The following is a 26,125-nucleotide window of genomic DNA, read 5'->3' as shown; positions in this document are numbered from 1 at the left end:
GCCGCCAGCGTTCGTCCTGAGCCAGGATCAAACTCTCCGTAAAAGACTCTAGAAACAACAATCCGAAGATCGTGAATCAGTCAAATGACATCAAGTCCACATCACTAGCAAAAAAACTCAACTAGCACTACAAAAAAATCTTCTCACCCCAGACGGGAAGAATGAAGCAAGAAGATGTCACACCCACACCCCAAAAGGCATGAGCACCAAAAACATTCGGCACTGACATTCATCGACACACTGTTGAGTTCTCAAAGAACACGCACACACTTTCCACCCGCAGACTCACGCCTACCAGCATCAAGGGCAACTGTTCCAGTCTATCCCAGCTTGGTCTCGGAGGCAAGCTCCGACTCTTGGGGGACAAACCAATCAAAAGCTACCGTACAACCTCGTTGTCTCCAACCTCTCGGCTGGAGTCGGTGTCCGTGTCGCTCTGACTCGACAAAAGTTACGCGACGACTCGCCGAACTCCAAATCGCCTGGTCAGAGGCGTCGGCTAGTCCGAAGCGCGTCCCGAGCGAACCGTCGAGCCCAGATCGGGGACTCCGCTCCCCCTCCGCCGAGATAGAACAACGGCCCGTGTGCACCGATCAGATCCAGAAATGCAACGGTCGGGTGCGCGATCTTCTGCGCTTCGAATGCGCCGTGGTCTCCGGTCACCCAGTCGAGTGCACCCGTGACTTCGACGATCATCGCGTCCCGTTGGGCGCGTGAAGCCGAGGCGGCGAGCGCGATCAGGAAGAGCGTTCCGGCGTCCTGTTCATGAGGTTGCTTTCCGAGAGGCAGCCGAGCTGCGCAGTGGTGCCAGAGCCCGACCGGGTCGTCGACCAATGCGGTGCCGACTCTGGTTCGAACGAGCTCCCCCTTGAACACGCGAACGAGACCCAGCGCCTTCGCGGCTTCCCTCAGGTCCGTTGCTTGGTGGTGGTCGGCTTCGAAAAGACTGTCGCCTACCCAGCCGATTCCCCAGTCCAGCTCGTCGCGGACGGCTTCCACTACACGGGGCGGCAATCTGCCGCCGGCCAGTGCGATGCCGGAGTCACCGACTTTCCGAAGCAGCCACATCATTTTCGTCATGGCGGTGTCAGCTACCGGCAGGTCGACGGAACTCTCGATGGTCAGCTCGCATCGAGGCAGTAGTTCCAGCAAACGAGGCTTCGGGACGGCACCGCTTCGACTGAACAGCCTCGCAACCAGTGCCGATGCAGCTGCGCTTTCGGTCTCCGACGAGCGAACTTCTCTGGCTCCGCGCAGACGTGTGTTGATCTCGTCCACTGTCGGCGTCGAGGATCTGCCGGATACTGCATCCGCGTCGGCCCCGTGGCCGGGGCAAATGTTCTCGGCGCCCAGGCACGTCGGCCGTAGGTCGTCGATGTCCATGTCCACCGCCATGACCTGCACCGACAAGCCACGCGCTTCATCGAACCGGTAGTAAGCACGATCGCCTGGGCGGGCCAGTACCGCGTCCACGCGCACATGATCGCCCGCCGCGTCGGTTCCGTCTCGTAAGCCAGCGGGAACGAACGTGTCCGACGCGGAGTCCAGCCGGTAGTGCTCGTCGTGCCAGCCCATCGCGGCCTGGATCAGCGCATGCAGTTCAGGAAGTAACAAGTCCGACCGAAGTCTCAAGCGTCGCCACACCGTCGGGACGTACGACAGAAGCTCGACGTGCAGCGTCAACTGCACGATCCCCGACGCCCCGTCGGCGGGTACGTCGCGTACGGCTCGTGCGAACTCGAGTTCCCGACGCGGCTCGGTCGGGAGGTCCGGCACCAGCGTCAGATGCCGTGCGCGTCCGGTGCGATTCGGCATGTGTCCGACTGTAGTGAACTGTGCGGTGACTGTGCGTCGCACCGATCGGGTCCGATCAGAACGGGTGAGCTATCCCAAATCGAACAGTCCGTCGTTGATCGCGGCGACGTCGAACGCGAGTTTCTCGGCTTGGCCGGCCAGGATGGTGACCGTCAACTGCACCAGATACTGCTCGTCGACACCGAGAACGGCGTACCGCGTCGTGACGTTCAACTCCAGTTGCTCCGCAGTGAACGACCCAGCAAGGAACCGTGCCGGCCACGGCCCGAGGTCTTCGACGCTTGTCGATGCCTCGGACCACCCCGGCATCAGTCGAGCATCGGTGAAGCTGCAGTCGAGTAACGGACCGGAATCGACTGCCGTGGAAAGCTTTCCGACAAGAAGCACGGCGTTCGGCGCGAAGCCGTTCTCCACGAGCGAAGTCTCGACGAGCACGGCCGTCGCGCCGGGGAACTGCTCGGCAGGTGCCGCCTCCCACCCGGCCGGGGTGTGCGCCACCACCCCGAGGGCGGCCGCAGCGTCGCGCCCGACCGGCGTCACCTGAATGCCGTTCGACGAAAGGTACTGGGCGACAGTCAAGTCACCGCTGCCGGAAGTCATGAGGGGGCTCCTTCTGTCGAATGTCCTGCACGGTCTTCTGTCAGCTCTTCCAGGTACCGAGCCACCCCGTCGTCGTCGTTGGAGTGAAGGATTCTGTCCGCGATCTCTTTGATCTCCAGCATCGCGTTCTCGGTGGTCAGAGCGGTTCCTGCCCATTCGAGCATGGGGACGTCGTTGAACGCGTCACCGACGGCTGCGACGGCGGTCCGATCGATGCCCAACTCCTCGCACAACCGCGCCAGCGCGCTGGCCTTGGACACACCTGTCGCCGACATCTCGATGTACGGTGCGCCGGAATGGGTCAATTCGACACCGTCGACCTCTGCGGCCAACACCGTTCGGTACAGCTCCACGCTGGGAAGATCAGGGTGACGAGCAACGATCTTGACCGTCGGCTCGTCGGACAGAACCGTCGACCGGACATCCATCTCGTGGGGGTGCCGATGATGGTCGGCGAACACGCACAGAGCGGCGTATCCGCGCTCGGCGACGAATCGAGTCGCACCGACCGTCGCGAAGACGACCCCCGGCACGACGTCACGGACCCTCTTCATCGCCGTCGCGACCGCAGTCGCGTCGATGGACGTCGTCCCGGAGATGACGGGCGTGCCGTCGGCGAGATCGAGAACAACAGCTCCGTTGGCGCCGATCGCCTTGCCCGTGAATCCGCAGGACTGGGCCAACTCGTGGATGGAGTGCCTGGCCCGGGCCGACGCCCAGACAACCTCGATCCCGGCGGCCCGGGCGGCGGCCATCGCCGCTGCAGTTCGTGCCGAAACAGAACGCTCCGAATTCAACAGAGTCCCGTCGAGGTCTGTGGCAAGCAAACGAACCGTCACACCCACGATGATGCCAGCGCTCGCACCGGCCACGGCAATGCGGGCATGGTGGACGGTGGACGGCGCTAGCCTTGAACGTGTGAGCACTCCGAACCTGACCCTCAATTCCGGAACCACGATCCCCCAGCTCGGCCTGGGAGTCTGGCAGGCAGCCGACAGCGAGACCGAGCACGCTGTCCGGTACGCGCTCGACGAAGCCGGCTATCGCCACATCGACACCGCCGCGGCGTACGGCAACGAAGAAGCCGTCGGTCGAGGCATCTCGTCGGCCGACGTCGCGCGTGAGGACATCTTCGTCACCACCAAGCTGTGGAACGCCGATCAGGGTTACGAGCCCGCGTTGGCAGCCTTCGACACCAGCCTGAGCAAACTCGGCCTCGATTACGTCGACCTCTACCTGATCCACTGGCCCCTGCAGAACGACGATCGACTGCTTCGAACCTGGGAAGCGTTCGAGAAGATCGCAGAATCCGGCAAGGCGAAAGCAGTCGGAGTGTGCAACTTCGAGCCTCGCCACCTACAGCTGCTGATCGACCGCGGCGGCCTGCTGCCCGCTGTCGATCAGGTCGAGTTACACCCCCATCTCACCCAGCAGGCGATAAAGGACACGGCCGCTCGGCACGGTATCGCTGTCGAGTCGTGGAGTCCGCTCGGTGGAACGAGCAACTCCGGGTGGGGCAAGGCATCCAAGCCCAACACCCTGCTCACCGACCCGGTCATCACGACCATCGGCGAGCGTCACGGCAAATCCGCAGCACAGGTGTTGATTCGCTGGCACCTGCAGAACGGCCTGATCGTGATCCCCAAATCCGTTCACGACGAACGGATTTCACAGAACATCGATGTGTTCGACTTCGAGCTCACGCCTGAGGACCTCAGCGAGATTGCCACCTTGGACGACAACGCACGCGTCGGAGCCCACCCCGACGAGCTGAATCTCGGCGCGCCGGACTAGCCCGCAGTCCGAGCACGGAGAACCAGAACGGTGATCTCGCTCGGCGCGAACACCCGGAACGGCGGACCCCAGAAGCCCGTACCGGGCGAGGTGTAGAGCTGGGTCCGCTCACCGTGCGCACTGAGACCTCGCACGGTGGGCTGATCCAGCCGAACCAGGTACCGGAAAGGCCAGATCTGCCCACCGTGAGTGTGCCCGGACACCTGCAGATCCACTCCGCGCCTGACCGCGTCGTCGACTTGTTTGGGCTGGTGGGCAAGCAGGAAGACCGGCACCTGCGGGTCCGCCCCGTCCAAGGCCCGATCCAGATCCGCGCCGTGCCCGCCCGTCCCCGAGCCCGACGCCGTCCGATCGTCGACGCCCGCGATCACCAGAGCGCTGCTCCCGGAACCGATCTCGATGCGCTCGTTGTGCAGCGCTGTCCACCCGAGCGATCCCATGTGATCGAGCCAGGCCTGAGCCTCGCCGAAGTACTCGTGATTCCCGGTGACGTACACCCGCCCGTACCGAGCACGAACGTGCCGTAACGGTTCCACCTGATGCCGGCGCGCGGCGACCGACCCGTCGGCCAGATCACCGATGTGACACGCGACGTCGGCGTCGAGCTCATTGATTCTCTCCACCACCCTGGCCGACCATCCGGCGCGGTCGATAGGACCGTAGTGGGTGTCGGTGATCATCACCACTCGCAACCCGTCCAGGTCCGCGCCGAGTCGCTCGAGATGAACGTCCTTCTCGACGACGCGAGGCACCTTCATCGCCTCGTAGTGCCCCCACACCAGCAGCGCGACCACGACGACGACCACCGCGCACGCGACGAGCCTGGAGCGGAACGGATCCTCGATCCCGGCGACAGCCAGCACCGCGCCGAGGAGATTGCCCAGAACACTCCACACGAACAGCACCCACACAGCGCCGAGCACCGTGTCGCCGACTCGCGCCGCACGGTCGTCCCCTCGCGCGTGCCCCAGGACCATGGCCGTGGGCAGAGTGATCCCAGCCAGGAGGATTCCGACACATCCCGCGACCGACACGGCCGCCGGCCAATCCGTACCCGCGAAGAACAGCGTCCACAACGGAACGCCGAAGAGCAGCACCACGACCAACAGAACGACGGACGACACCGTCAACCGACGCACGAGCGGTGGCCGGTTCGGCGCCTCTACCGGCCGCCCGGTCCGGTCACCCACGCAACGCGTCGGCGATGGGGGTGTCACCGTTGTCGAACTCGATGAAACGGCCGACGGTGGACTCGTCGTCCAATGCCGCTGCGATCGCTGCTGCGACGTCGTCACGGGTCACGGACGCACCCGTCGCACCGGCGTCACGCGTCGTGATGGAACCGGTACCTGGTTCCAGAGTCAGGGCACTCGGACCGAGAATGGTCCACTCGAGCGACGTCGTTCGCAGATATTCGTCGGCTGCGGCTTTGGCGTCCGCATACGCGTGGAAAGAATTGTCCGGATCCACGCCGTGGTCCGGCCCCGCACCGAAGTACGACACCATGACGTATCGCGACACACCCGCGCGGCCCGACGCGTCCATCGATCGAATGGCTGCATCGCGATCCACGGCGTAGGTGCGCTTCGGGTCTCCGCCGCCCGCGCCTGCCGACCAGACGACTGCGTCGAAACCGTCGATCAGCGCAGCGATCTTCTCGACGTCGAGAGTCTCGATATCGGCGACGACCGGAGTGGCACCGGCATTCGCGACGTCGTTCACGTGTTCCGGATTACGGATGATCGCTCCGACCTCGTGCCCCCGTGCGACGAGCAACGGCGCCAGACGTAGTGCGATCTTGCCGTGGCCTCCGAAGATGGCAACTCTGGACATGAACACTCCCTCGAATGAAAACAGGTCGTGTTCCACGCTAACGCACAGCCACGGACGCGCCGGTCCTGCCGCTACGACCGTCGTCGACCGTGAAATCCGTTGATCGGCAGTTCAACGTCGACGATGCCGTCGTCCTCGGAACTCGCGCGGACATCCGCGGGGGAACTTGCGCGGACATCCGCGGGGGAACTCGCGCGGACATCCGCGGGCATCGTCCAGACCTCGGTGACGGCTTCCGCCGGCACGTCCACGTCCTCGTCCTCCCGCGATCGCCCGAGCCACCCGTTCCACGACGAATTCTCGTCCGCCGGCCGTGGAGCCCGACCGGGCAACGCCACCTCGGTGACGATGTCCTCCTTGCGCGGTTCGAGGTCCAACGGTGTCCACTCCATCGTCCGGATCGGGTCCGGGTCGGCGCGCACCGAATCGGGTTCGATACCACCGGCGGCGAGCGTCGACCACAGGGTGCTCATGGCGGCCTCGGGGTCGAGGTAGTACTCCGACTCGCGCACTCGCCAGAACGTCCAGCCGCACCGTTTCAGTTCCTGTTCGCGCTGGAGGTCTGCCCGTAGCCGCTCCGGACTGTCCAGGACCGTGTCACCGTCGCACTCGACCGCCAGCCGCGAGGCCTGCCCGGTGACGACAAGATCTATCCGACGGTTGTTCACCTCGACTCCCGGAGTCACGTGGTAACCCCGATCGCGAAGTTCCACGAAGATTCGCTGCTCGAACAACGACGCGAAATCTGTGTGGCGTGATTCGGCGTCCACTCCGAGCGGCATCGGAACAACCGATGCAGGCGACACCGACGTCATGTACCCGAGCAAACTGTTACGCAGGTCCGCGCGCTTGAGCCGGTCCACGGTGACCGAATGGAACAGCCACAGTTGGTCCTGCGCACGCGACGCCGCGACGTTGAACCGACGCTTGTACTGATTTGCCGTCAACGCGACGAACGGCTGGCTCGGCGAGACGACCATGGACAGGAACACGACGCTGCGCTCGTCTCCCTGGAAGTCCGGGGGCGTGCCGACACGGAGTCGGCGATCCTCCCACTGGTCGATGCCGATACGTTTGATGAGCTCGTTGCGAATTTCGTCGACCTGCGAACTCCCCTGCAGTACAACGACTCCGAATGTCTTGCCGTGGTACAAGGGATCGGCGAGACACTTCACGATCTGGCCGACGATGGCCAACGCTTCCACGCGATTGACCAGCGTCGCGCCCTTGCCGACGACGGTGGCATCCGGCACGTACGTGTGCCGCAACGGTGGAAGCCTGTCCGCCCCGAACTGCCGCACCGGGACGAGTGGGGAATCACCGTAGAACTGCTGACTAGACCAGTTGATGATCTCCGGCATCGACCTGAAGTGCTCCCGCAGCCTGACGACCTGGCCGAATCTCGTCCGGAGCATCGAGAACAGACTCGATCGCGGCGTCAGAGTTGCGCGAACGTGTTCCGGCAGATCGGGAAGATAGACGTCCAACCTGGTGAAGACGTCCTCCAGGGTCCCGGTCTGCGGAACATCCGCCGGCGCGCACTGACGGTCGTCACCGACGACGATGACGCGCGGAGCCAGGTACAGCAGGAACAGGCTGCTGATGTCCGCCTGACTGGCCTCGTCGACGATGACAACGTCGAAGCTGTCCGCGACCGGCGGCACCGACGCGAGGACCTGTTGCAGAGGCATGACCCACGCCGGCACGGCACTCTGTGCGTCGCGCATGGCCGATCGAGCCGCACTTCGATAGGTCTCCGCGTACTTTCCCGCACCCGAGCCGATCGCGGAAATGTGTTCCCGATAGGTCTGCAGGGCACGAACTTCCACGGCCGTCATCCGTTCGAGGCAGTCACGCCACGCCATGGCCGCACCGAGCTTGGCGGTGAGAAAGGACAGGTCCGCCTCGGCCACGTTCAGCTCGGCGTCGAGACGGTATTCGAGGCCCGAGTCGTGTTGTTCGGACACCCACTCACGCGCCCGGCGCCACGCCCACGCCTTGGACATCTGCCAACTCAGCTCGTCCCATTCAGGGTCGGCCGCAGTCTCCACGACGAGCTCGTGCAACGCTGGTGCGGTCGCGATAAGCCTCGCGGACAACGCATCCTGTTCGAGTTGATCCTTCTGCTCGGCGCAGGCGAGAAGGTAGGAATCGCACGCGGCGGCAACCGCGTCGGCGTCGGCCGAGCTGATCGCGGCGACCAGCACGTTACCCTCCGGAGACGGACCACTGTCGATCTGGACCGCAACGCCGTACAGCACCCGCTCCAACTCGGCGCGAGCGACGTCCGCATCGATACGAGTCGCGATGGCACCGGCGGACCCCGCGAACTTCTGCGCGTCGTCGAGGGTTCGGATCCACGGGGCAGACGGAGACACTGCATACAAACGCTCGACCAGGGCGTCACGTGCATGGAGAACACCCGACACGCGAACGAGCTTGCTGGCGACGAGTTGCAGATCGTTGACCTGTCGTGACCGGGATCCGTCCGTGGACACCTCGATTCCCAAGTCGGCCAACAGAACCGACGCAGTACGAACGATGTCGAGAGCACGGACATGCTCGGCCACGAGACGCACGGCCGCGGCCGAGGCAGCAGCCGTCCCGTCCACCTCCGCCACGATGCCCAGCTGCTCGACGGCCTTCTGCTGCTCGCTCTTGCGGAATCTCCCCTTCCATTCCAAGCCCGATTCCAGTGCCACGGCGAAGGATTCGAGAGCTTGGAACGCAGCGTTCGACGTCAGCGAACTGCGCACGTCGTGCGCGCCGACGAAACGGTCCGACTGCGCCGCGACGTCGACCGTCGACACTGTTCCGCTGACTCTCGACCACAGATGAGCGGCTTCGCCGGACAGAACGGAATCGGTCAACTGCCGATACACGGCGTCGAGCTCCTGGACATCGCGGACACGAGCGTCGAGCTCCTCGCAGAGTCTGCGGATGTCGAACGCAGCCGCCGGATCGACCCCACCGAGGAATTCGACCAGCTGAGCGGATTGATCGGACGTCGTCGGTGCCGTCGCGCTCGCGCGCTCGCACAGGGCTCTCAGCTCGGCCGAGTTGGGCAGCATCGTCTCGAGCGCGGGAAGAGCCTGTCCAGTCCTGGCATCCCTGCCCTGACGTGCGGTCGCGATCAAGCGGCGCAGCCGATCGACCTCGGTCCCGCTCAGTGGTGGGCGCTCACCGAACAGGGGGCCCGGCAGCCACTCGTGGGCTCCTTCGAGCGAACTCACCTTGCGCACGACGGTCGCAGCTGTCCCCTCGAATCCATCCGAGATATACGGGTGTACAACGGTTTCTGCTGCCCTCACCTCGGCGACCGCATCCAACAACCCATCGCGTCGGGCGAGAGCTTCGGCGCGACGTGCGACGAGGGAATCGATCTTCTCGGCGTCGTCGATGTCGTTGTAGGCCGCTTTTCGATCCGCGATGCGAGCCACGCTGCGACTGAGTTCCTCGGACCCGCCGCGCGACAGGTCGGTGATGGACACGCACAACTCCTGTAGATCAGGAGGAAGCTTGTCCCGCAGCACACGCAATGCTTGTGATTTCTCACTAGTGACCAGAACCCTCTGCCCCCGCGCGAGCAGCGAGGACATCAGGTTGGCAATCGTGTGCGTCTTCCCGGTTCCCGGTGGGCCCTCCACGACGACCCCACTGTCACGTCCGAGGCGATGCACGATCTGGGATTGCTCCGCGTTCGCCGGTAGCGGGAACATCGGGTCCTCGGCGATCTCGCGGGGGTCCGCCGCGCCCGACCGCTCCAGCCACGCCAACCGATCCGCCGGCTCGATGGGCTCGACCAGCTGAGCGAGACCGAGAGGTGCCGTCGCGCCGTCTCGTCCGAGCTCGGCGATCATCTGCTCGTAGTAGTCCAGCAGGGCGTAGGAGTCTCGTTTGCGCATCACCACTGCCGGAGACAGCGTCAGGGTCGGCTTGTCCGAGACCCCGAACGTCGCCGGGCGGTCCAGCTCGGCCCGCACCTCCAGGTCGACGTCGAGAGTGCGCCGAGCCCAGTCCACCAGATACTCCCGAACCGGCGGTGCGAGAGGAGACGACACCGACGACGCGAGGGTCTGCTGCAGCTCGACCGACCCCGAGACGTCGAATCGAGGGTGGGATGCGAGCAATCTGGAATCCTCCAGATGCGGTTGAGCGTGCGCGGCGAGCGTGACCAGCAGGTCCCCGGTGCGTACGTCCCTCTCGATGGTCGCCGACTGCGTCAGGACGTGAGTGCGGATCGCGGCCGACGAATCCGTCGCGGCGAGACCGAGCAGACCGGATGCGACGACGACTTCGACCGACTCCGGCCGCGAGGCGACCTCCTGCATCATCAGCTGCAGCGACTCGTAGAGAGACGCCTGGGGCCTGACCTTGCGATCGTTCTCCGCCCAGACACGCCACTTGGCTGAATACGACGCGAACTCCTGGCGAATCTCGTACGCCCGGCGGATGTCGAAATCCGCATCGGTGTCGCTGTAACCCGCCTCGGTGTCCTTCGATTCCTCCAGGTCGAGCGCGCGGTAGCGGCTGTCGCCGATCATCGCCGGGTCGACGAGCCCTTTCAGCAGAGCCGGCAGCTCGGGTGGCTCGGAGACGTCGACGCGTCCCGCTCGGAACACCACGCCACCTGCCCTGGCGTTCCTGTCGAGCCGGAGCGCACCGGTCTCGCCGTCGATCCACTGAACCCGCAGGTGATCCTCGTAATCCAGCGTCGGCTCGGTACGTGCCGTGACGATCTCCCGCAGGAACTGCAGCAGCCGAAGCACTCGGCCTTCCACATTCTGACCATCGAGGCCTGCGTGACCGAGGCCCGTATGACCGCGGCCCGGAACCGATGAAGTCGACACTGCCACTACCTCTGCACTCTTCGAAACGGCCATCCTGGAACAGGTCGGATGCTTGCACTGGACCGCCAGAATAGTCTCCGGGACGGTAATGGTCATGGTCTCCGAACCGGTTGCCCGGTCTATCGTGCAAGTTCACAACGCGCGTTGTTCGACGTCGGCCGCACTCACAGGCCAACCAAGGGCGATCGAGCCCGCGTCGAAGTGTCGGGCGGGACCCACCGACACCCCTACCCGCTGGTAATGTACCGGCCGGTAACCGGGAACGTTCCACAACGTGAAAGTCGGCCTCTGCCAACGCTACTCGCCAGTATGCCGTCAAGTCTTCCGTGACAATTCATAGAGGAATCGCGAATAGCTCGTGAAATGCCCTGCGGTGGTTGAGGTTTGAACAACGCGATATCTGTCACATCCACCGAGTCGGAAGTTGACATCGCAAACGTGCTGTGAGCGGCTAGAATAAGTCGACATTCAGACAGGCCCATCCGATATCGACGGGCCACGAGTACAAGCCGTCGAGATCGGAGAATCGGGCGTGGTCGCCACCGCAAGGACACATCGGCACAGTGTGACCACCCAACAGCACCGTTCGACCGACCACGACGAAGCAGATTCCCCGAATCGGCCCTGGCGCCGACCGAAGATCTGATAGAACCCGACGGGCTCGAAAAGTAGTGCCCGACGTGAGACAGACCGAGTTCACCCGAGACGAAGAGAGACACGTTGTTCAAGCGGATTGCAGTAGTCAACAGAGGCGAGGCGGCAGTACGCCTGATCAGGGCCGTCAAGGAACTCAACGCAGAGCACGACTACGGCATCCGGACGGTCGCGCTGCACACCGAAGCAGAGCGTCGGGCCATGTTCGTGCGCCAAGCCGACGAGGCCGTCACCCTGGGTAAGCCCGCGTCCGGTTCCGCCTACCTCGACTACGAGGTGCTCGAGGCCGCCCTCGTCGAGTCCGGCGCGGACGCGGTGTGGGTCGGATGGGGATTCGTCGCCGAGGACCCGGCGTTCGCCGACATCGTCGCTCGCTTGAACATCACCTTCATCGGTCCGTCGTCCAGCGCGATGCGCCTGCTCGGCGACAAGGTCGAAGCCAAGCTCCTCGCCGAGAAAGTCGGCGTCCCCGTGGCACCGTGGTCCGGCGGACCCGTCGAGACCCGCGCCGACGCTCGTCGTCACGCCCAGGCGATCGGCTACCCGCTGATCATCAAAGCCCGCTCCGGTGGTGGTGGCCGCGGCATCCGCAAGGTCTTCCACGAGGACGAACTCGAACTCGCACTCGAGCGCACCCAGGGCGAGGCCGAGCGTTCCTTCGGTGACCCGGTCGTGTTCATCGAACGTCTCGTCACCGACGCCCGCCACGTCGAGGTTCAGGTCATCGCCGACAACCACGGCAATGTCTGGGCTCCGGGCGTACGCGACTGCTCGATCCAGCGCCGCAACCAGAAGGTCATCGAAGAGTCCAGCTCGCCGCTGCTGACCAAGGAACAGTCCGACCACCTGCGGTCCGTGTCCGCCGAACTCGTCCGCGCAGCCGAATACGCAGGCGCAGGCACGGTCGAGTACCTGTACCAGCCCGAGCAGAAGATCTTCACGTTCCTCGAGGTCAACACTCGACTGCAGGTCGAGCACCCGATCACCGAGTACACCACCGGAATCGACCTGGTGAAGCTGCAGATTCTCGTCGCGGGCGGCCACCGCCTCGAAGGAGACTGCCCAGCCGAGTTCGGTCACGCCGTCGAGGCACGCCTGAACGCCGAGGACGCCGACAACGGCTTCGCACCGGCACCGGGCAGCGTCGAACTGCTCAAGTTCCCGCTCGGCACCGGCATCCGCGTCGACACCGGTATCGCCCAGGGCGACGTCATTCCCCCGGACTACGACTCCATGGTCGCCAAGGTCATCGCCTGGGGCCGCGATCGCAGCGAGGCCTTCGCCCGCCTGCGCAACGCACTGCGCGAGACCACCGTCGTCATCGACGGCGGTACCACCACCAAGTCGTTCCTGCTCGGCCTGCTCGACAAGGAAGAGGTCATCACCGCCTCCGCCGACACCGGCTGGCTCGACCGCACCGACGCAGGCACCCCCGCAGGCCCGACGGCCACAGCCGACATCGCGATCATCGCCGCGGCCATCGACGCCTACGACGCCGAGGAAGCACACGAACGTGCGTCGTTCCTCACCTCAGCCCGCGGCGGACGCCCCCGCGCCAGCCACACCGTCGGCCGTACCGTGGAACTGAGCTACCAGGGTCAGGCCTACAAGCTGACCGTCGGCCAGACCGGACCGCACAGCTACCGCGTCGACGGTGACAGCGGAGACCTGCAGGTCGATGTCGAACGCCTCGGCGCATACGAGAGCCGACTCGTCCTCGGTGGCCGCCGATACTCCGTCGTGACCGTCGCGCAGGCCGCGCACTTCCTCGTCGAGGTCGACGGCATCAGCCACCAGATCAGCCAGGACGAGGCGGGCCTCGTCCGCGCCCCCGCACCTGCCGTCGTCGTCGCAGTCCCCGTCGCCGTGGGTGACGACGTGGAGGCAGGGCAGACCCTCGTCGTACTCGAATCCATGAAGATGGAAACCGCGGTCCGCTCCCCCTACGCCGGCAAGGTCCGCGAGGTACTCGCCTCGGTCAACGGCCAGGTCGACTCCGGCGCCGCGTTGCTGCGTGTCGACCAGGCAGGCGAGCAGAAGGCCGCCAGCCAGACGGCACGGGTGGAATTCCGCACGGCGGACCTCGCATCCGGTGCGTCGGCGAGCTGCCAGGCGCTGGGCGTACTCGAGGAACTGTCCGCCCTGATCACCGGATTCGACGTCAGCGCATCGCGTGCGCGCACCCTGCTGACCGAGTACGAAACCCTGCGTGCCGACGTTCCACGCGACGACCGCAGCGTCGTCGATGCAGAATTGGTTCTGCTCAACACCTTCGCCGACATCTGCGAGCTCTCCCGTAATCGTCCGACGATGGACGAGGAGAACACCGACGAGCGTGTCCATTCCCCGCGTGAGCACTTCCACTCGTTCCTCGGCTCACTCGACGCCGACGTCCAAGGACTGCCGGATGCGTTCCGCAGCAAGCTCTCTCGTGCACTTCGACACTACGACGCAGGCGATCTGGAACGCGGCCCCGAGCTCGAAGAGGCCGTCTACCGCGTCTTCCTCGCACTCCAACGCATCGAGAACCAGGTTCCCGTCGTCGCTGCTCTGCTGGACCACTGGTTGACCGACTCCGCTGCCCAGCAAGCCAGCGAATCCGCGATCGGCGACGTGCTCGAGCGACTCATCGTCGCCACCCAGGCTCGCTACCCGGTCATCGGCGACGTCGCCCGCAACCTGCGGTTCCGGTTGTTCGACGCCCCGCAGATCGCACGTGCACGCGACCAGGTCTACGACGGAGTTCGCGGCAGCCTGCAGTACCTCGCCGAGAACCCCGACGCCCACGATTACGCGGCACGTATCGACGCATTGGTCTCGACGCCGGAACCACTGATCGACCTCCTCGCATCCCGTATCGAGAACCCCGGCGCCCTGCTCGAGGTCATCACCAGGCAGTTCTACGAGATCCGCACGCTCGAGGACGTCAAGGCGTTCGACCGTGAAGGCAAGCACTTCGTCACCGGCAACTTCGAACTCGCCGGTGAGCGTCTCCACTTGGTCTCCACCGCAACGTCGTTCGCGGAACTCCGCGCGACTCTCGACGCCATCGACGACATCGCAGGCCCCACCCCCGAGCACCTCGCCGTCGACCTCTACCTCTCCTGGCCCGACGCTCCCGCCGACGGCGACGAGATCTCGTCGACCATTCACGCCGTGCTGTCCGAGCATCCCCGCACACGTGGATGGCGTCGCATCACCATCACCGTCTGCGGCGACGACGTTCGCAACGTGACGTTCCGCCGACCCAACGTCGACGGCTCCGAACCGCTCGCCGAGGACATCGTCATCCGCGACATGCACCCGCTCACCGGGCAGCGACTGGATCTGTGGCGCCTGAAGAACTTCGACGGCAAGCGTCTGCCTGCCACGCCGGGGACGTACCTCTTCCAGCTCAAGGCGAAAGAGAACCCGTCCGACGAGCGCCTCATGGCTCTCGCCGAAATCCGCGGTGTCACCACCCAACTCGACGAGAACGGCGAAGTCGTCGCCGTCCCCGAAATCGAGCGCACCGTCGCAGCATGCCTCGACGGCATCCGTCGATTCCAGGCACAGCGCGGAAAGAAGCGCCTCGACGCCAACCGCGTCACCCTCTACGTCTGGCCTGTGCTCGACGTACCCGAGGACCGCCTGGCGACCATCGCACGCCACATCGCGCCGTCGACCATCGGCGCAGGCCTGGAAGAGATCACCCTGATCGCGCGCCTCAAGGATGGCGTCAACTCCGTCCCCCGCGACGTCGCAGTCCGCTTCTCCTACCGCTCCGGCGCAGGCATCGTCGCCAAGGTCACCGACAAGCCGACCGAGCCGCTGCGCCCGATCGACGAGTACACCCAGAAGGTTCAGCGTTCGCAGGCACGCGGCACCGTGTACCCGTACGAGCTGATCCCTCTGCTGACCGAAGCAGGCGGAACGTTCACCGAATACGACTTCGACGAAACAGGCACGTTCGGCGCCGTCGACCGTCCGTACGGAAAGAACAAGGCGGGCATCATCGCCGGCGTCGTCACCACACCGAGCGAGCGCTACCCCGAAGGCATCACCCGCGTCGCCCTGTTCGGTGACCCGACCAAGGCGCTCGGCACCGTCGCCGAAGCAGAATGCTCCCGTATCGTCGCCGCCATCGACCTCGCCGAGAAGATCGGCGCACCCGTCGAATGGTTCGCCCTGTCCTCCGGCGCCACCATCTCGATGGCCACCGGAACCGAGAACATGGACTGGGTCTCGCGCGGCCTGCGCCGGATCATCACGTTCACCCAGGGCGGCGGCGAGATCAACATCATCGTCGCAGGCATCAACGTCGGCGCCCAGCCGTACTGGAACGCCGAAGCGACCATGCTCGCCCACACCAAGGGCATCCTCGTGATGACCCCGGACAGCGCCATGGTGCTCACCGGCAAGCAGTCCCTGGACTACTCCGGTGGAGTCTCCGCCGAAGACAACTTCGGCATCGGTGGCTACGACCGCGTCATGGGACCGAACGGCCAGGCCCAGTACTGGGCGCCGAACCTGCGTGCCGCCGTGGAAGTTCTGTTCGCGCACTACGACCACGCATACGCGCTGCCCGGCGAACGCTTCCCACGCCGCGCCGTCACCGCCGACCCGACCGACCGCGACGTGCGCAGCTACCCGCACGTGCACCCGTCGAGCGACTTCACCACCGTCGGCGACATCTTCTCCAGCGCAACCAACCCGGACCGCAAGAAGCCGTTCGACATCCGCACCGTCATGCGCGCGGTCGTCGACCAGGATCACTCGGTCCTCGAGCGCTGGGCCGACATGGCCGACGCCGACACCTCCGTCGTCTTCGATGCACACCTCGCCGGAATCCCCGTCTCGGTCATCGGCATCGAATCCCGGGCCATCCCCCGTAAGGGCTGGTTCCCCGCCGACGGACCGGACCAGTGGACGTCGGGCACGTTGTTCCCGAGCTCGTCGAAGAAGACCGCACGAGCCATCAACGCCGCCAGCGGATCACGTCCGATCGTGGTGCTGGCCAACCTGTCCGGCTTCGACGGTTCACCCGAGTCGCTGCGCAACATCCAGCTCGAATACGGCGCCGAAATCGGAAGGGCCATCGTCAACTTCGACGGACCCATCGTGTTCTGCGTCGTCTCCCGCTACCACGGCGGCGCATTCGTGGTGTTCTCCGGAGCACTCAACGACAACATGGAAGTTCTCGCCGTCGAAGGCTCCTTCGCCTCCGTCCTCGGTGGTGCACCCGCCGCAGCCGTCGTCTTCACCCGCGACGTCAACGCCCGCACCGCAGCCGACGACGCGGTGAAGGAACTCGAAGCCCGGCTCACCGCAGCCGACACCGACGCCGAACGCGCACACCTACGCGTCGAACTGGCCTCGACCAAGGCCGACGTCCGCAACGCCAAACTCGGCGAAGTCGCCGCGGAATTCGAAGCAATCCACAACATCCAGCGAGCACAACAAGTCGGATCCGTGGACCACATCGTCCCCGCCTCCGAACTGCGACCACAAATCATCGCAGCCATCGAACGAGGCATCGCCCGCGCACAGGCATAACCTCCAACCGCTGCGCCCCCTGACCGTTGGTCAGGGGGCGCAGTCGTGTCCGGGCTGGCCTCCATTTTCCGGACCGAACGTGACGTTCGGTCACTTGGAGTGACCGAACGGTTCATTCGGTCCCACCCAAAGGGGGTGCGCGGTGGCTAGGCGGCACCCTTGCGTCGTTTGCCACCGGACCGTGCGGAGACGGCGCCGCCGAGGAGAATCATCCGCATCGTTCGCTCCGCTGCATCGGTGAGCAGGGACTCGCCATTGGCTACGGCTTCGGCCAGGGGCATGGGGACCGTGATGATCGATGCGATGGCTGCGATGCCGACGTCGTGGACAGCCGGCGCACCCTGTCCCAGCGATCCTGCCAGCGCGATGAGAGGTACGCCGAGTCGTTGGCAGCGCCGCGCCACTTCGGCGGGGACTTTGCCTTTCGGGGTCTGGAAGTCGATCGACCCTTCGGCGGTGATCACCAGGTCCGCCTTGCGAATTCGGCGGTCGAGGTCGATTCCGGACAGTCCCGAATCGAGAAGGGCGTCGAATCGAGACCGGAGGGCGGCCCCGACACCGGCTGCGAGACCGGCGCCCAGCCCTCCCGACGCTCCTGTACCGAGGCCGTGCCGGATGTCGCCGTCGTGGACTCCGTCGCGTTCGAGGACGTCGGCCCAGTTCTCCAGGGCCTCGGACAAGCGTTCCACCTGCGTCGTGGACGCGCCCTTCTGTGGCCCGAACACGCGTGCCACCCCGCCCGAACCGCACAGGACGTTGTGCGGGTTGCAGGCCAACACCACTTCCACGTCGGCCAACCTCGGATGTAGTCCGCTCCGGTCGATCGACACGGCTCGGGTCAGTTCGTTTCCTCCGAGGCCGATCTCGATCCCCTCGGCGTCGAGAATCCGAGCACCGAGCGCCTGCAGTGCTCCGGCCCCACCGTCGCACGTCCCGGAATCCCCACAGCCGACGAGAATCTGCTCGGCCCCGGCGTCGAGTGCGGCCGCAATGAGCTGCCCGACGCCGTACGTCGTCGTCGCCCCCGGGTCACGCATGTCGGCCGGTACGAGCGAAAGCCCAGCGGCCGCAGCCATTTCGACGACGGCAACGCCGGTCGCCGAACCACCGAGGGTTGCCCACTGCGCGGTCACCGCCTGTCCGACGGGTCCCGTCACCACCGCGTCGTGCAGTTGTCCTCGCGTCGCGGCGGCCAGAGTGCGTGCAGTGCCTTCCCCGCCGTCGGCGATCGGCGCGGTGTCGACGCGCACCCCGGGCAGTACGCGTCGCACACCTGCAGCGATGGCGGTCGCCACCGACTCTGCGCACAGGCTTTCCTTGAAACCGCTGGGAGCAACGAGAATTCTCTGCGGGACGCGATTGGACATGGCGGTTCTCCTCTGGGGACGTGGACGATCAGGAATGCAGGGACAGCCCGAGTGCGGGCCAGACCCACAACGCGCAGGCGAGGATCAGCGCCACCGATACCGGAGCGAGGGCAGCGGACATCCGAAGCAGATGTGATCCGGAGTAGCCGGGGACGGTGTCCGAGGCAGCGAACATGGCAACCGGCTTGGCAGAACTGGTGAGAGTCAGACAGAATCCCGCGGCGGCGGTCGATGCGAATGCCGCTGCAGCAGGATCGATTCCGAAGGCAGGTGCCGTGGCGATCACGATGGGGACGAGCACCGCGGACCGAGCCGAACGCGATTGGATCACCAAGTGGGACACCAGCGACACCAGAACGACGACCACCACCAACGACGTGGCTGCCGACCCGCCCATTCCGCGAACCGGGCCGAACGCAATGTCGGCGAACCACTGGGCGGCACCGCTGGTGGTCAGGGCGACACCCAGACACAGCGTCGCCGCCATGAACAGCAACAGCGACCACGGAATGGTCTTGAGCGCGGCAGGCAGCGTGGTAGCACCCAGGCGCGGAGCCGCCGCCAACAGCGCTCCGATCATCGCCACGATCGCCGGGTCGATGCCATGCAGCGGTTCACTCGACCACAGCACGATCACGACGCCGAGCAACGCGACGAGCCGACGCTGCGGCCTGGTGAGGGGTGCGGCCGAGCTGACACCGAATGCGTTCGTGCTCAGCGTGATCGGATTTGTACGCTCGGATCGGTCGGTGAAGAGCGACAGCGCGATCTCGGCCGCGATGTGGGACCACACGATCGCCAGAGGAAGACCGAGGAGGATCCACTGCAGAAAGCCGATTCCCGAGCCCGTGGCGGTCCGCAGGATTTCGCTGGTGATCAAATGCGCTCCTGCACCGAGCAGTGAACCGACGGCCGAGAACAGGATCACCGACGGAAATACGATCGCCAAGGCCAGCACCAATTTCGGACGGTGCCGCAGGACCGCGGCCAACGCCAGGAACACCGGGAGTGCGAGGGCGGCCCGCCCCGACGTCGCTGGAATCGCGTAGGTGGTGACGAGCAGAACGATGGTCACGAGGTGGACGAGTTGGCGCGGAGTGCGTGCCGCGGACAACACCCGCGCGGCGACCCACGACGCCAGTCCGCTCGCCGTGACTGCTGCGGCGATGACGAAGGATCCGACCAACAGCCAGATAACGGTGTCGCCCAGGGTGCCGGTGAACGTCTCGGCGTCGACCGGACCTGCCAGGACGAGAGTGAGTGCCGCGCCGAGAGCGACGTACGTGTCGTCCACCGGCGCGAAAATCCACATCCACACCGCGACGAGGAAGACAAGCACCGTGACCGTTCCGTCGAACGAGAGGTCCCCGGCGACACCGGCGAACACCACGCGAACGCAGAGAAGCAGGACGACGACACCGCTGAGCGCAATGGGCAGCGTCGGCGCGGGGATCCGCATCCTCGGGCGACTGGGCCCGGTGCGGCCGAGCTTGGTGGGCGGGGTTGTTGCGAAACGTGTCTCGGTCATCGCAATCGATATCCCATGCCGCGCACCGTCTCCACACGCTCGGCACCGATCTTCGAGCGCAGCGCCCGAACGTAGACGTCGACGACGTTGGACGCAGGATCGAAATCGTAACCCCACACCTGACCCAGAATTTGCTCCCGGGAGAGCACCTGGTCGGCGTGTCTGAGAAAGACTTCGAGCAACGCGAACTCACGTGCCGTCAGATCGACCACCCGATCGCCGATCTGCGCTCGGCGAGACCGCAGGTCCAAGCTCAGATCCCGCAGCACCAGCGACGACTCCGCACCGATCGACACGTCGTCCTGCAATCTCAAGCGCACGCGTGCAAGCAATTCCGCGAACTGGAACGGCTTGGTCATGTAATCGTTCGCGCCGCCTTCGAGTCCGGCCACGGTGTCTCGGACACTGTCACGGGCCGTCAGGACGACGACCGGAGTGCTCACGCCCTCACCCCGCAGTTGACGAAGAACAGTGAAGCCGTCCATCGACGGGAGCCCGATGTCGAGCACCACCATGTCGAACCCGCCCTCGCGGGCCATCATGAGCGCCGTCTCACCGTCGGCGACATGCTCGGTGCTGTATCCAGCGGCGCGCAGGCCCTTTCCGACGAACGACGCAATGTGCACATCGTCCTCGGCGATGAGTATGCGGCTCATGAGATCTCCTTCGTGGCGGTGTCGTCGTACTGTTGTTCGGTGATGACGGTGTGTCCCGGGCTCGGCAGGTCGAGGCCGAAGGTCGCGCCCTCGCCGTGCACACTGCGCACCCAGGCGGACCCGCCGTGCGCGTCGGCGATGGCTCGGACGATGGCCAAGCCGAGTCCCGCACCCGAGCGCTGCTGCGGCGTCGTCCGATCGGCCGGAGACCCTCGCTGAAATCGTTCGAAGATCAGCGGCGCGTCCTCGGGCCGGACACCGGGGCCGTCGTCGGTGATCCACAACGAGAGGACCCTTCCGTCTCCGTCGCCGTCGAAGCGCGACCCCAGCCGGATTCGAGACCCGACCGCGGTGTGTCCCACCGCGTTGGCGGCCATCTGCACCATCGCCTGCGTCACACGTTCCGCGTCGAGACTGCACGTTCCCTCCGCGACCTCCATCAGCAACCACTGCCGATCGCCGATCGTCTGCACTTTCGACTCGATGTCGAGGACCAACTGCGCTACGTCCACGGTCTTGCGGACGACGAAGTCCGGTTGCTCCGCCTTCGCCAGCATGAGCAGATCGCTGACGATCCGGCCCATTCGTCCGAGCTCGCTGTCCACCAACGCCAACGTCTTGCGCCGCTCGTCGGGGTCGTCGGACATCAGCTCGAGGTGCCCGCGGACGATCGTGATGGGGGTCCGCAATTCGTGGCCGGCGTCGTCGACGAACTGGCGTTGTGTCGTGTAGGCGCTCTCGAGCCGATCCAGCATCGCGTTGAACGTCTCGGCGAGGTCGGCGATGTCGTCACGACCGTGCACCGGCACCCGCGCGGTCAGATCCGTCTCACCGATTTCCGCGGCAACGGTACGCACGGTGCGCACCGGTGCCAGGATGCGGCCTGCCACCAGATACGCGACGCCTGCCGTGAGCGACAATCCGACGATGCCGACGAGAGCCATCGTCTGCATCGTGCGGCCCACGAGGTCGCGTCCGGACTTGGTGAACACCGCAACGAACAACGTTCCGCCCGTCCCGGCGACGTCGTCGACATCGACTCGTCCCCAGCGCATCTGACCCGACACCGTCTCGACGACGCCGGCAGGCTGCGCCGAGTCGATCGACGAACGCACCAGTCCCGGATCCTGCATCAACGCGTCCGGGACATCCCCACGAGGTTGTCCGACGACGTCGTTGCCGACGACTCCGATCATCACCTCACCGAGGCTGGGCGACTGCCGCGCCAGATAGACCTCGAGCAGCCGCTCGACGGACACGAACGGGCGCGTCGTCGTCGGGTCGACGCCTTCCGCGGCGAACGTCCTGAACTCGTCTGCCTCCTGCACGATGTCGTCGTTGGCTCGCACGTCGACGTCACGCAGCAGCAGATTACGAGCCGTGACCAGAACGACGACCAGAAGCAGAAGCGTCGTCAGCATGATCCAGGCCGTGATCTTCCAGCGAGCCGGAAGGGAGGATCCGCGCCTGGTCACTGCAGTCGAATCGGGAGCAGTCGAGTCGGGAGCTGTCGTATCAGTCGTCATCGTCGTCCCCACCGTCGTCGCCGTCGTCGTCCCAGTCGTCGTCGTACGGAATCACCGGTGCCTGAGGAGCCGGCGCGGGAGCCTGGGGAGCAGGCGCTGGGGCTGGGGCAGGGGCAGGCGGCGGTGGCGGCAGCTCGGTCGGCGGCTGCGGGGCCGGCTGGGTCGTGGTCGGCTGGGTCGCAGTCGGCTGGGTTGCAGTCGGCTGGGTTGCAGTCGGTACGACGCTCACCACCACCGGCGCCGGATCCAACTCCGGATCAGGGGCGCGGGTGAGGAGGAAACTTGCCGCCAAGACGAACGCGGCGGCTGCGAGTATCGCGCCGACGGCGAGCGGTCGGGAGGAGTGCATGGGTAGAACTATGCCGGGAATCCATGACGTACCCATGAGACGCACATGAAGGTTTCTTCATCTGTGTCTTGTTCTTGCGGCGGTTCGACTCCGGCTCAGCCCGCGAGGGTCCGCCGGCTCACGAATCTGCGACGCCCACCGGTGATGGGGTCGTCGAACTCCACCGCACGGGCGAGCAGCTGCAACGGCGAGTCGAAATCGTCGGCTGCAGTCCGGGTGTAGATCGGATAATAGGAGTCGCCCTTGATGGGAATACCCAACGAGGACAGGTGAATCCGAAGCTGATGAGTACGGCCGGTGTGCGGGAAGAGCCGGTAGCGAGCAGTGTCACCGAACCGTTCGACGAGTTCGATGCGGGTCTCGCTGTTGGGCTCCCCCGGTTCCTCGCGGGCGACCATCACACCGTGATCCTTCAGAATCCGGCTGCGCACCACCCGGGGGAATTCCAGAGACGGATCGAATTTAGCGACTGCCTCGTACTCCTTGAGCACTGCCCGCGAGGAGAACAGTTCCTGGTACGGACGCCGAAGCTCCCGCGAGCGGGTGAAGATCAACACTCCTGCCGTCGCTCTGTCCAGACGATGAGCGGGCGTCAGGTCCTCGCAACCGAGGAGGCGACGCAGTCTGACGGTCGCGGTCTCGGTGACGTGCATTCCGCGAGGAATCGTCGCGAGGAAATGCGGTTTGTCGACGACGACGATGCCCTCCGCGTCGTACAGAACGTCGAGCTCGAACGGCACCGGAGTCTCGGGTGCCGGCACGCGATGGAAGTGGACGAACCTCCCTGGTGCGTAACGACTCTCGACGGTCCAAGGCCGAGCCTTCTCGTCGACCACCTCGCCGCCGGTCAACATCGTCACCCAGTCGTCTCCGGGATGCTCACGCTGCAGGTAGTCGAGAACGAGTACGGACGAGTCGTCGTGCGGAAGGCGGATTCTCAACGGCGCGAGACCGTCCCGATACGGCAGAGGAGGCTGTGAATGCTCAGGCACAGTCCACGCATACCAAGCGAAGGCCCCGCCCGTCGTCGCCGTCGAAATCCTGATATCTCGAGGTCGGGTTGCTGCACACCGTGCATCTCCCGATCACCTCGGTGTGGTCGGAGAAGTCGACCGTCATCCGCTTGTCGAACACGTACAACGATCCTTCCCACAATGCATCGTCGCCGAAAGTCTCTGCGTACCGGACGATTCCACCGTCGATCTGGTAGACCTCCTCGAATCCGCGGGAACGCATGAGTGACGACAGCACCTCGCAGCGGACGCCGCCCGTGCAGTACGTGACCACCGGGCTGGACTTCAGGTGATCGAACTCGCCCGAGTCCAGTTGCGCCACGAAATCCCGCGTCGTCTCCACATCCGGGACGACGGCGTTCTTGAACTTGCCGATCTGCGCTTCGAACGCATTGCGGCCGTCGAAGAACACAACGTCATCGCCGCGCTCGGCAACCAGATCGTTGACCTGCTGCGGACTGAGGTGCACTCCCCCGCCCACCACCCCGTTCTCGTCGACCTTCAACTCCTCCGGCGCCCCGAACGTGACGATCTCCGGCCGAACCTTCACCGACAGGCGCGGAAAATCGTCCCCCAGCCCCTCCGACCACTTGATGTCGGCTGCCTTGAACGGTGCATAGCTTCGGGTGCCGCGGACATACTTCTTGACGTCCTCCACATCACCGCCGACCGTCGCATTGATGCCGTGCTCCGAAATCAGAATGCGCCCGGTGAGGTTGTTCGACGCTGCCAAGGTGTGCTGCCACAGCCGAATCGCCTCGGGATCCGGCAGCGGAGTGAACACGTAGAACAGCACAATCTTCGGTACAGCCATGGTGCAAGTATGCCGCCCGTGGTGACCGAACGGCACATTCGCTCACTCAGAGTGACCGAACGGTACGTTCGGTCCGAAAAAAGAGGGGTCGGCTAGCGGACGGGGAGTGGAGCGGGGTCGACGCGGGCGATGCCGTCGCCGACGGTGAAGCCTGCTGCCCAGGACACTCCGGTGAGCGGGTCCTCCTTGGCGTCGAGGAACCAGTGGTCCATCTGGACGCCCGACGGGGTGACGTCGAAGACTCCGAACCCGTGGCTGTCCAGTTCGACGTATCGGATGTGTCGGTTCAGGGTGGTCAGCGCGGCCTCCGCGACTCGGCCCAGGGTATGCGGCGGGGTCTTGGTGAGGTCGTCGACGTTGGCCGAGGACACGGAGGTGACGACGAGCTCCGTCGCGACGCCACCGGTTTCGAAGTAGCGGGCAGCGTCCTGAGGGATGTCGCATGCCCAGGCGGAGTGGATGTCGCCGGTGATGAAGACGGTGTTGTTCACGCCGTTGTCCGCGATGGCGGCGAGCAGCTTCCTGCGGTCGGCGGTGTAGCCGTCCCAGGGGTCGGCCATGTAGGGCACTCCGCCTTCGGGGATGCCGAGCAGCCCGGTCAACGCCCGCGCAGCTTCGCTTTCGAGCGGCGGGACCAGCACCGGGGTGATCATGACGGGATTGCCGACGATCTTCCAGCGGGTCGGTGAGCTGATCAGGCCGTCGGTGAGCCACTGCATCTGGTCTGCACCGGTGATGGTGCGGTTGGGTGAATCGACCTCGGCTCCCGCCGTCGGCGAAACCTGTTTGGATCGGTAGGTCCGCAGGTCGAGCATCGACAACTCGAGCAGATTGCCGAAGCGGAGTCTGCGATAGAGGTGCCGATTCTGCGGTGTTCCCGCCGCTCGTACCGGCATCCACTCGTAGTAGGCCTGGACGGAGTTGGCCTTGCGGACGTTCCAAGGCCCTTCGGTCTCCGGCTGGTGGTTCTGGGCGCCGCCGTCGTAGGCGTCGTTCGCGCTTTCGTGGTCGTCCCAGGTGCAGATCCACGGCACCCCCAGATGCGCGGCCTGCAGGTCGGGGTCGCTCTTGTACTGGCCGTGCCTGGTCCGGTAGTCCGCGAGACTCACGATCTCGTGGACCGGATCGTGGACGCGGATGACGCCGTTCTTCCCGGCGAACTCGCCGGTGCGGTACTCGTAGATGTAGTCGCCCAGGTGGATGATCGCGTCCAGATCGGTCCGCGTCGACAGATGTCGGTAGGCACCGAAGTACCCGGACTCCCAGTTGGAGCAGGACACGACACCGAACCTGATTCGCTCGACGTCCGCGTCGTTCGCCGGAGCCGTCGACGTCGTACCCACGACCGACTGCACACCCGCGGCGTCACCGTCGGCGATCTCGAAGCTGTAGTAGTACGTCGTCGACGCCGTCAGCCCGTCGACGTCCACCTTGACGGTGTGATCGACCCCGGCGTCGGTCGTCACAGCGCCGCTGCGGACGAGGTTCGTCAACTGAGCGTCGGTGGCCACGCGCCACCGCACGGTCGTGGCCGGGCCGAGGCCCGAGCCCGGGGTTGCACCGGGCTCCGGAGTGACACGAGTCCAGAGAATCACCGCATCCGGCGTCGGATCCCCCGACGCGACGCCGTGCTGGAACGGTACGAAATCCTCACCCTGAGCGTGCGCCACGGCAGGCAACGCCGACGCTGCACCCGCAGCTGCGAGCGCAACCGTCGACGATCGAAGAAACCCTCGTCTGGACACGCCCTCGTTCACGATCACCGAGCCAGTTCATGCGAACTTCGGGCCC

At 65.3% G+C, this 26,125-nt stretch carries 16 protein-coding genes; 2 read left to right on the top strand and 14 right to left on the bottom strand.

Translation table 11 applies throughout. From position 1 onward, the window contains the following. Nucleotides 1-486: 486 nt before the first annotated feature. The 3 genes from CH292_RS09500 to CH292_RS09490 form a co-directional block, all read right to left on the bottom strand. Complete coding sequence (locus tag CH292_RS09500; RefSeq protein ID WP_094654551.1) at nt 487-1,815, bottom strand: hypothetical protein; 1,329 nt, start codon at nt 1,813-1,815, stop codon at nt 487-489. Nucleotides 1,816-1,884: 69 nt separating this feature from the next. After that, nucleotides 1,885-2,415: an LpqN/LpqT family lipoprotein gene (locus tag CH292_RS09495; RefSeq protein ID WP_094654550.1), complete on the bottom strand. Its 531-nt coding sequence runs from the start codon at nt 2,413-2,415 to the stop codon at nt 1,885-1,887. Next, nucleotides 2,412-3,287 carry a Cof-type HAD-IIB family hydrolase gene (locus CH292_RS09490; RefSeq protein ID WP_094654549.1) on the bottom strand — a complete coding sequence of 292 codons (876 nt, stop codon included), beginning with the start codon at nt 3,285-3,287 and terminating at the stop codon, nt 2,412-2,414. Before CH292_RS09490 ends, CH292_RS09495 begins: the two co-directional genes overlap by 4 nt. A gap of 46 nt (nt 3,288-3,333) precedes the next feature. On the opposite strand from CH292_RS09490, the gene CH292_RS09485 reads away from it, so the two are divergent. After that, on the top strand, nt 3,334-4,209 hold the full coding sequence (locus CH292_RS09485; protein WP_094627443.1) for an aldo/keto reductase: 876 nt from the start codon (nt 3,334-3,336) through the stop codon (nt 4,207-4,209). Here the strand turns inward: CH292_RS09485 and CH292_RS09480 are convergent. The 3 genes from CH292_RS09480 to CH292_RS09470 form a co-directional block, all read right to left on the bottom strand. Continuing rightward, nucleotides 4,206-5,399, bottom strand: coding sequence for a metallophosphoesterase (locus tag CH292_RS09480; protein ID WP_094627444.1), 1,194 nt, complete (start codon nt 5,397-5,399; stop codon nt 4,206-4,208). The genes CH292_RS09485 and CH292_RS09480 overlap by 4 nt on opposite strands. After that, entirely contained in the window at nt 5,392-6,042 is a 651-nt protein-coding gene (locus CH292_RS09475) for an NAD(P)-dependent oxidoreductase (RefSeq protein ID WP_026347816.1), read from the bottom strand. Before CH292_RS09475 ends, CH292_RS09480 begins: the two co-directional genes overlap by 8 nt. A 71-nt stretch (nt 6,043-6,113) precedes the next feature. After that, nucleotides 6,114-10,811 (bottom strand): AAA domain-containing protein, encoded by a 4,698-nt coding sequence (locus tag CH292_RS09470; protein WP_094654547.1) that lies wholly within the window; start codon nt 10,809-10,811, stop codon nt 6,114-6,116. Nucleotides 10,812-11,612: 801 nt separating this feature from the next. Here CH292_RS09470 and CH292_RS09465 point away from each other — a divergent pair. Continuing rightward, nucleotides 11,613-17,081, top strand: a complete 5,469-nt coding sequence (locus CH292_RS09465; protein ID WP_094654546.1) for a carboxyl transferase domain-containing protein — start codon at nt 11,613-11,615, stop codon at nt 17,079-17,081. A gap of 146 nt (nt 17,082-17,227) precedes the next feature. Here CH292_RS09465 and CH292_RS09460 read toward each other — a convergent pair whose 3' ends face one another. The 8 genes from CH292_RS09460 to CH292_RS09425 form a co-directional block, all read right to left on the bottom strand. After that, entirely contained in the window at nt 17,228-18,448 is a 1,221-nt protein-coding gene (locus CH292_RS09460) for a glycerate kinase (protein WP_019665282.1), read from the bottom strand. Nucleotides 18,449-18,476: 28 nt separating this feature from the next. Next, entirely contained in the window at nt 18,477-19,976 is a 1,500-nt protein-coding gene (locus CH292_RS09455) for an SLC13 family permease (protein WP_094654545.1), read from the bottom strand. Next, nucleotides 19,973-20,632, bottom strand: a complete 660-nt coding sequence (locus CH292_RS09450) for a response regulator transcription factor (RefSeq protein ID WP_019665284.1) — start codon at nt 20,630-20,632, stop codon at nt 19,973-19,975. Before CH292_RS09450 ends, CH292_RS09455 begins: the two co-directional genes overlap by 4 nt. After that, nucleotides 20,629-22,158 (bottom strand): ATP-binding protein, encoded by a 1,530-nt coding sequence (locus CH292_RS09445; protein WP_256977989.1) that lies wholly within the window; start codon nt 22,156-22,158, stop codon nt 20,629-20,631. The genes CH292_RS09450 and CH292_RS09445 overlap by 4 nt, the downstream gene beginning before the upstream one ends. Next, nucleotides 22,148-22,507, bottom strand: coding sequence for a hypothetical protein (locus tag CH292_RS09440; RefSeq protein ID WP_094654544.1), 360 nt, complete (start codon nt 22,505-22,507; stop codon nt 22,148-22,150). Before CH292_RS09440 ends, CH292_RS09445 begins: the two co-directional genes overlap by 11 nt. A 95-nt stretch (nt 22,508-22,602) precedes the next feature. Then, the gene (locus tag CH292_RS09435) at nt 22,603-23,499 is read right to left on the bottom strand and encodes a pseudouridine synthase (RefSeq protein ID WP_094654543.1); all 897 of its coding nucleotides are present in this window, start codon (nt 23,497-23,499) and stop codon (nt 22,603-22,605) included. After that, a complete protein-coding gene (locus tag CH292_RS09430; RefSeq protein ID WP_020113064.1) occupies nt 23,492-24,334 on the bottom strand; it encodes a rhodanese-related sulfurtransferase in 843 nt (280 codons plus the stop codon). Before CH292_RS09430 ends, CH292_RS09435 begins: the two co-directional genes overlap by 8 nt. A 92-nt stretch (nt 24,335-24,426) precedes the next feature. Continuing rightward, nucleotides 24,427-26,097, bottom strand: coding sequence for an alkaline phosphatase (locus CH292_RS09425; RefSeq protein ID WP_037182497.1), 1,671 nt, complete (start codon nt 26,095-26,097; stop codon nt 24,427-24,429). Nucleotides 26,098-26,125 lie beyond the last annotated feature (28 nt).

This window comes from Rhodococcus sp. 14-2470-1a (assembly GCF_002259425.1).
GTDB classification, from domain to species: Bacteria; Actinomycetota; Actinomycetes; order Mycobacteriales; family Mycobacteriaceae; genus Rhodococcoides; species Rhodococcoides fascians_E.
This window is presented reverse-complemented; position numbering and strand designations above follow the sequence as displayed.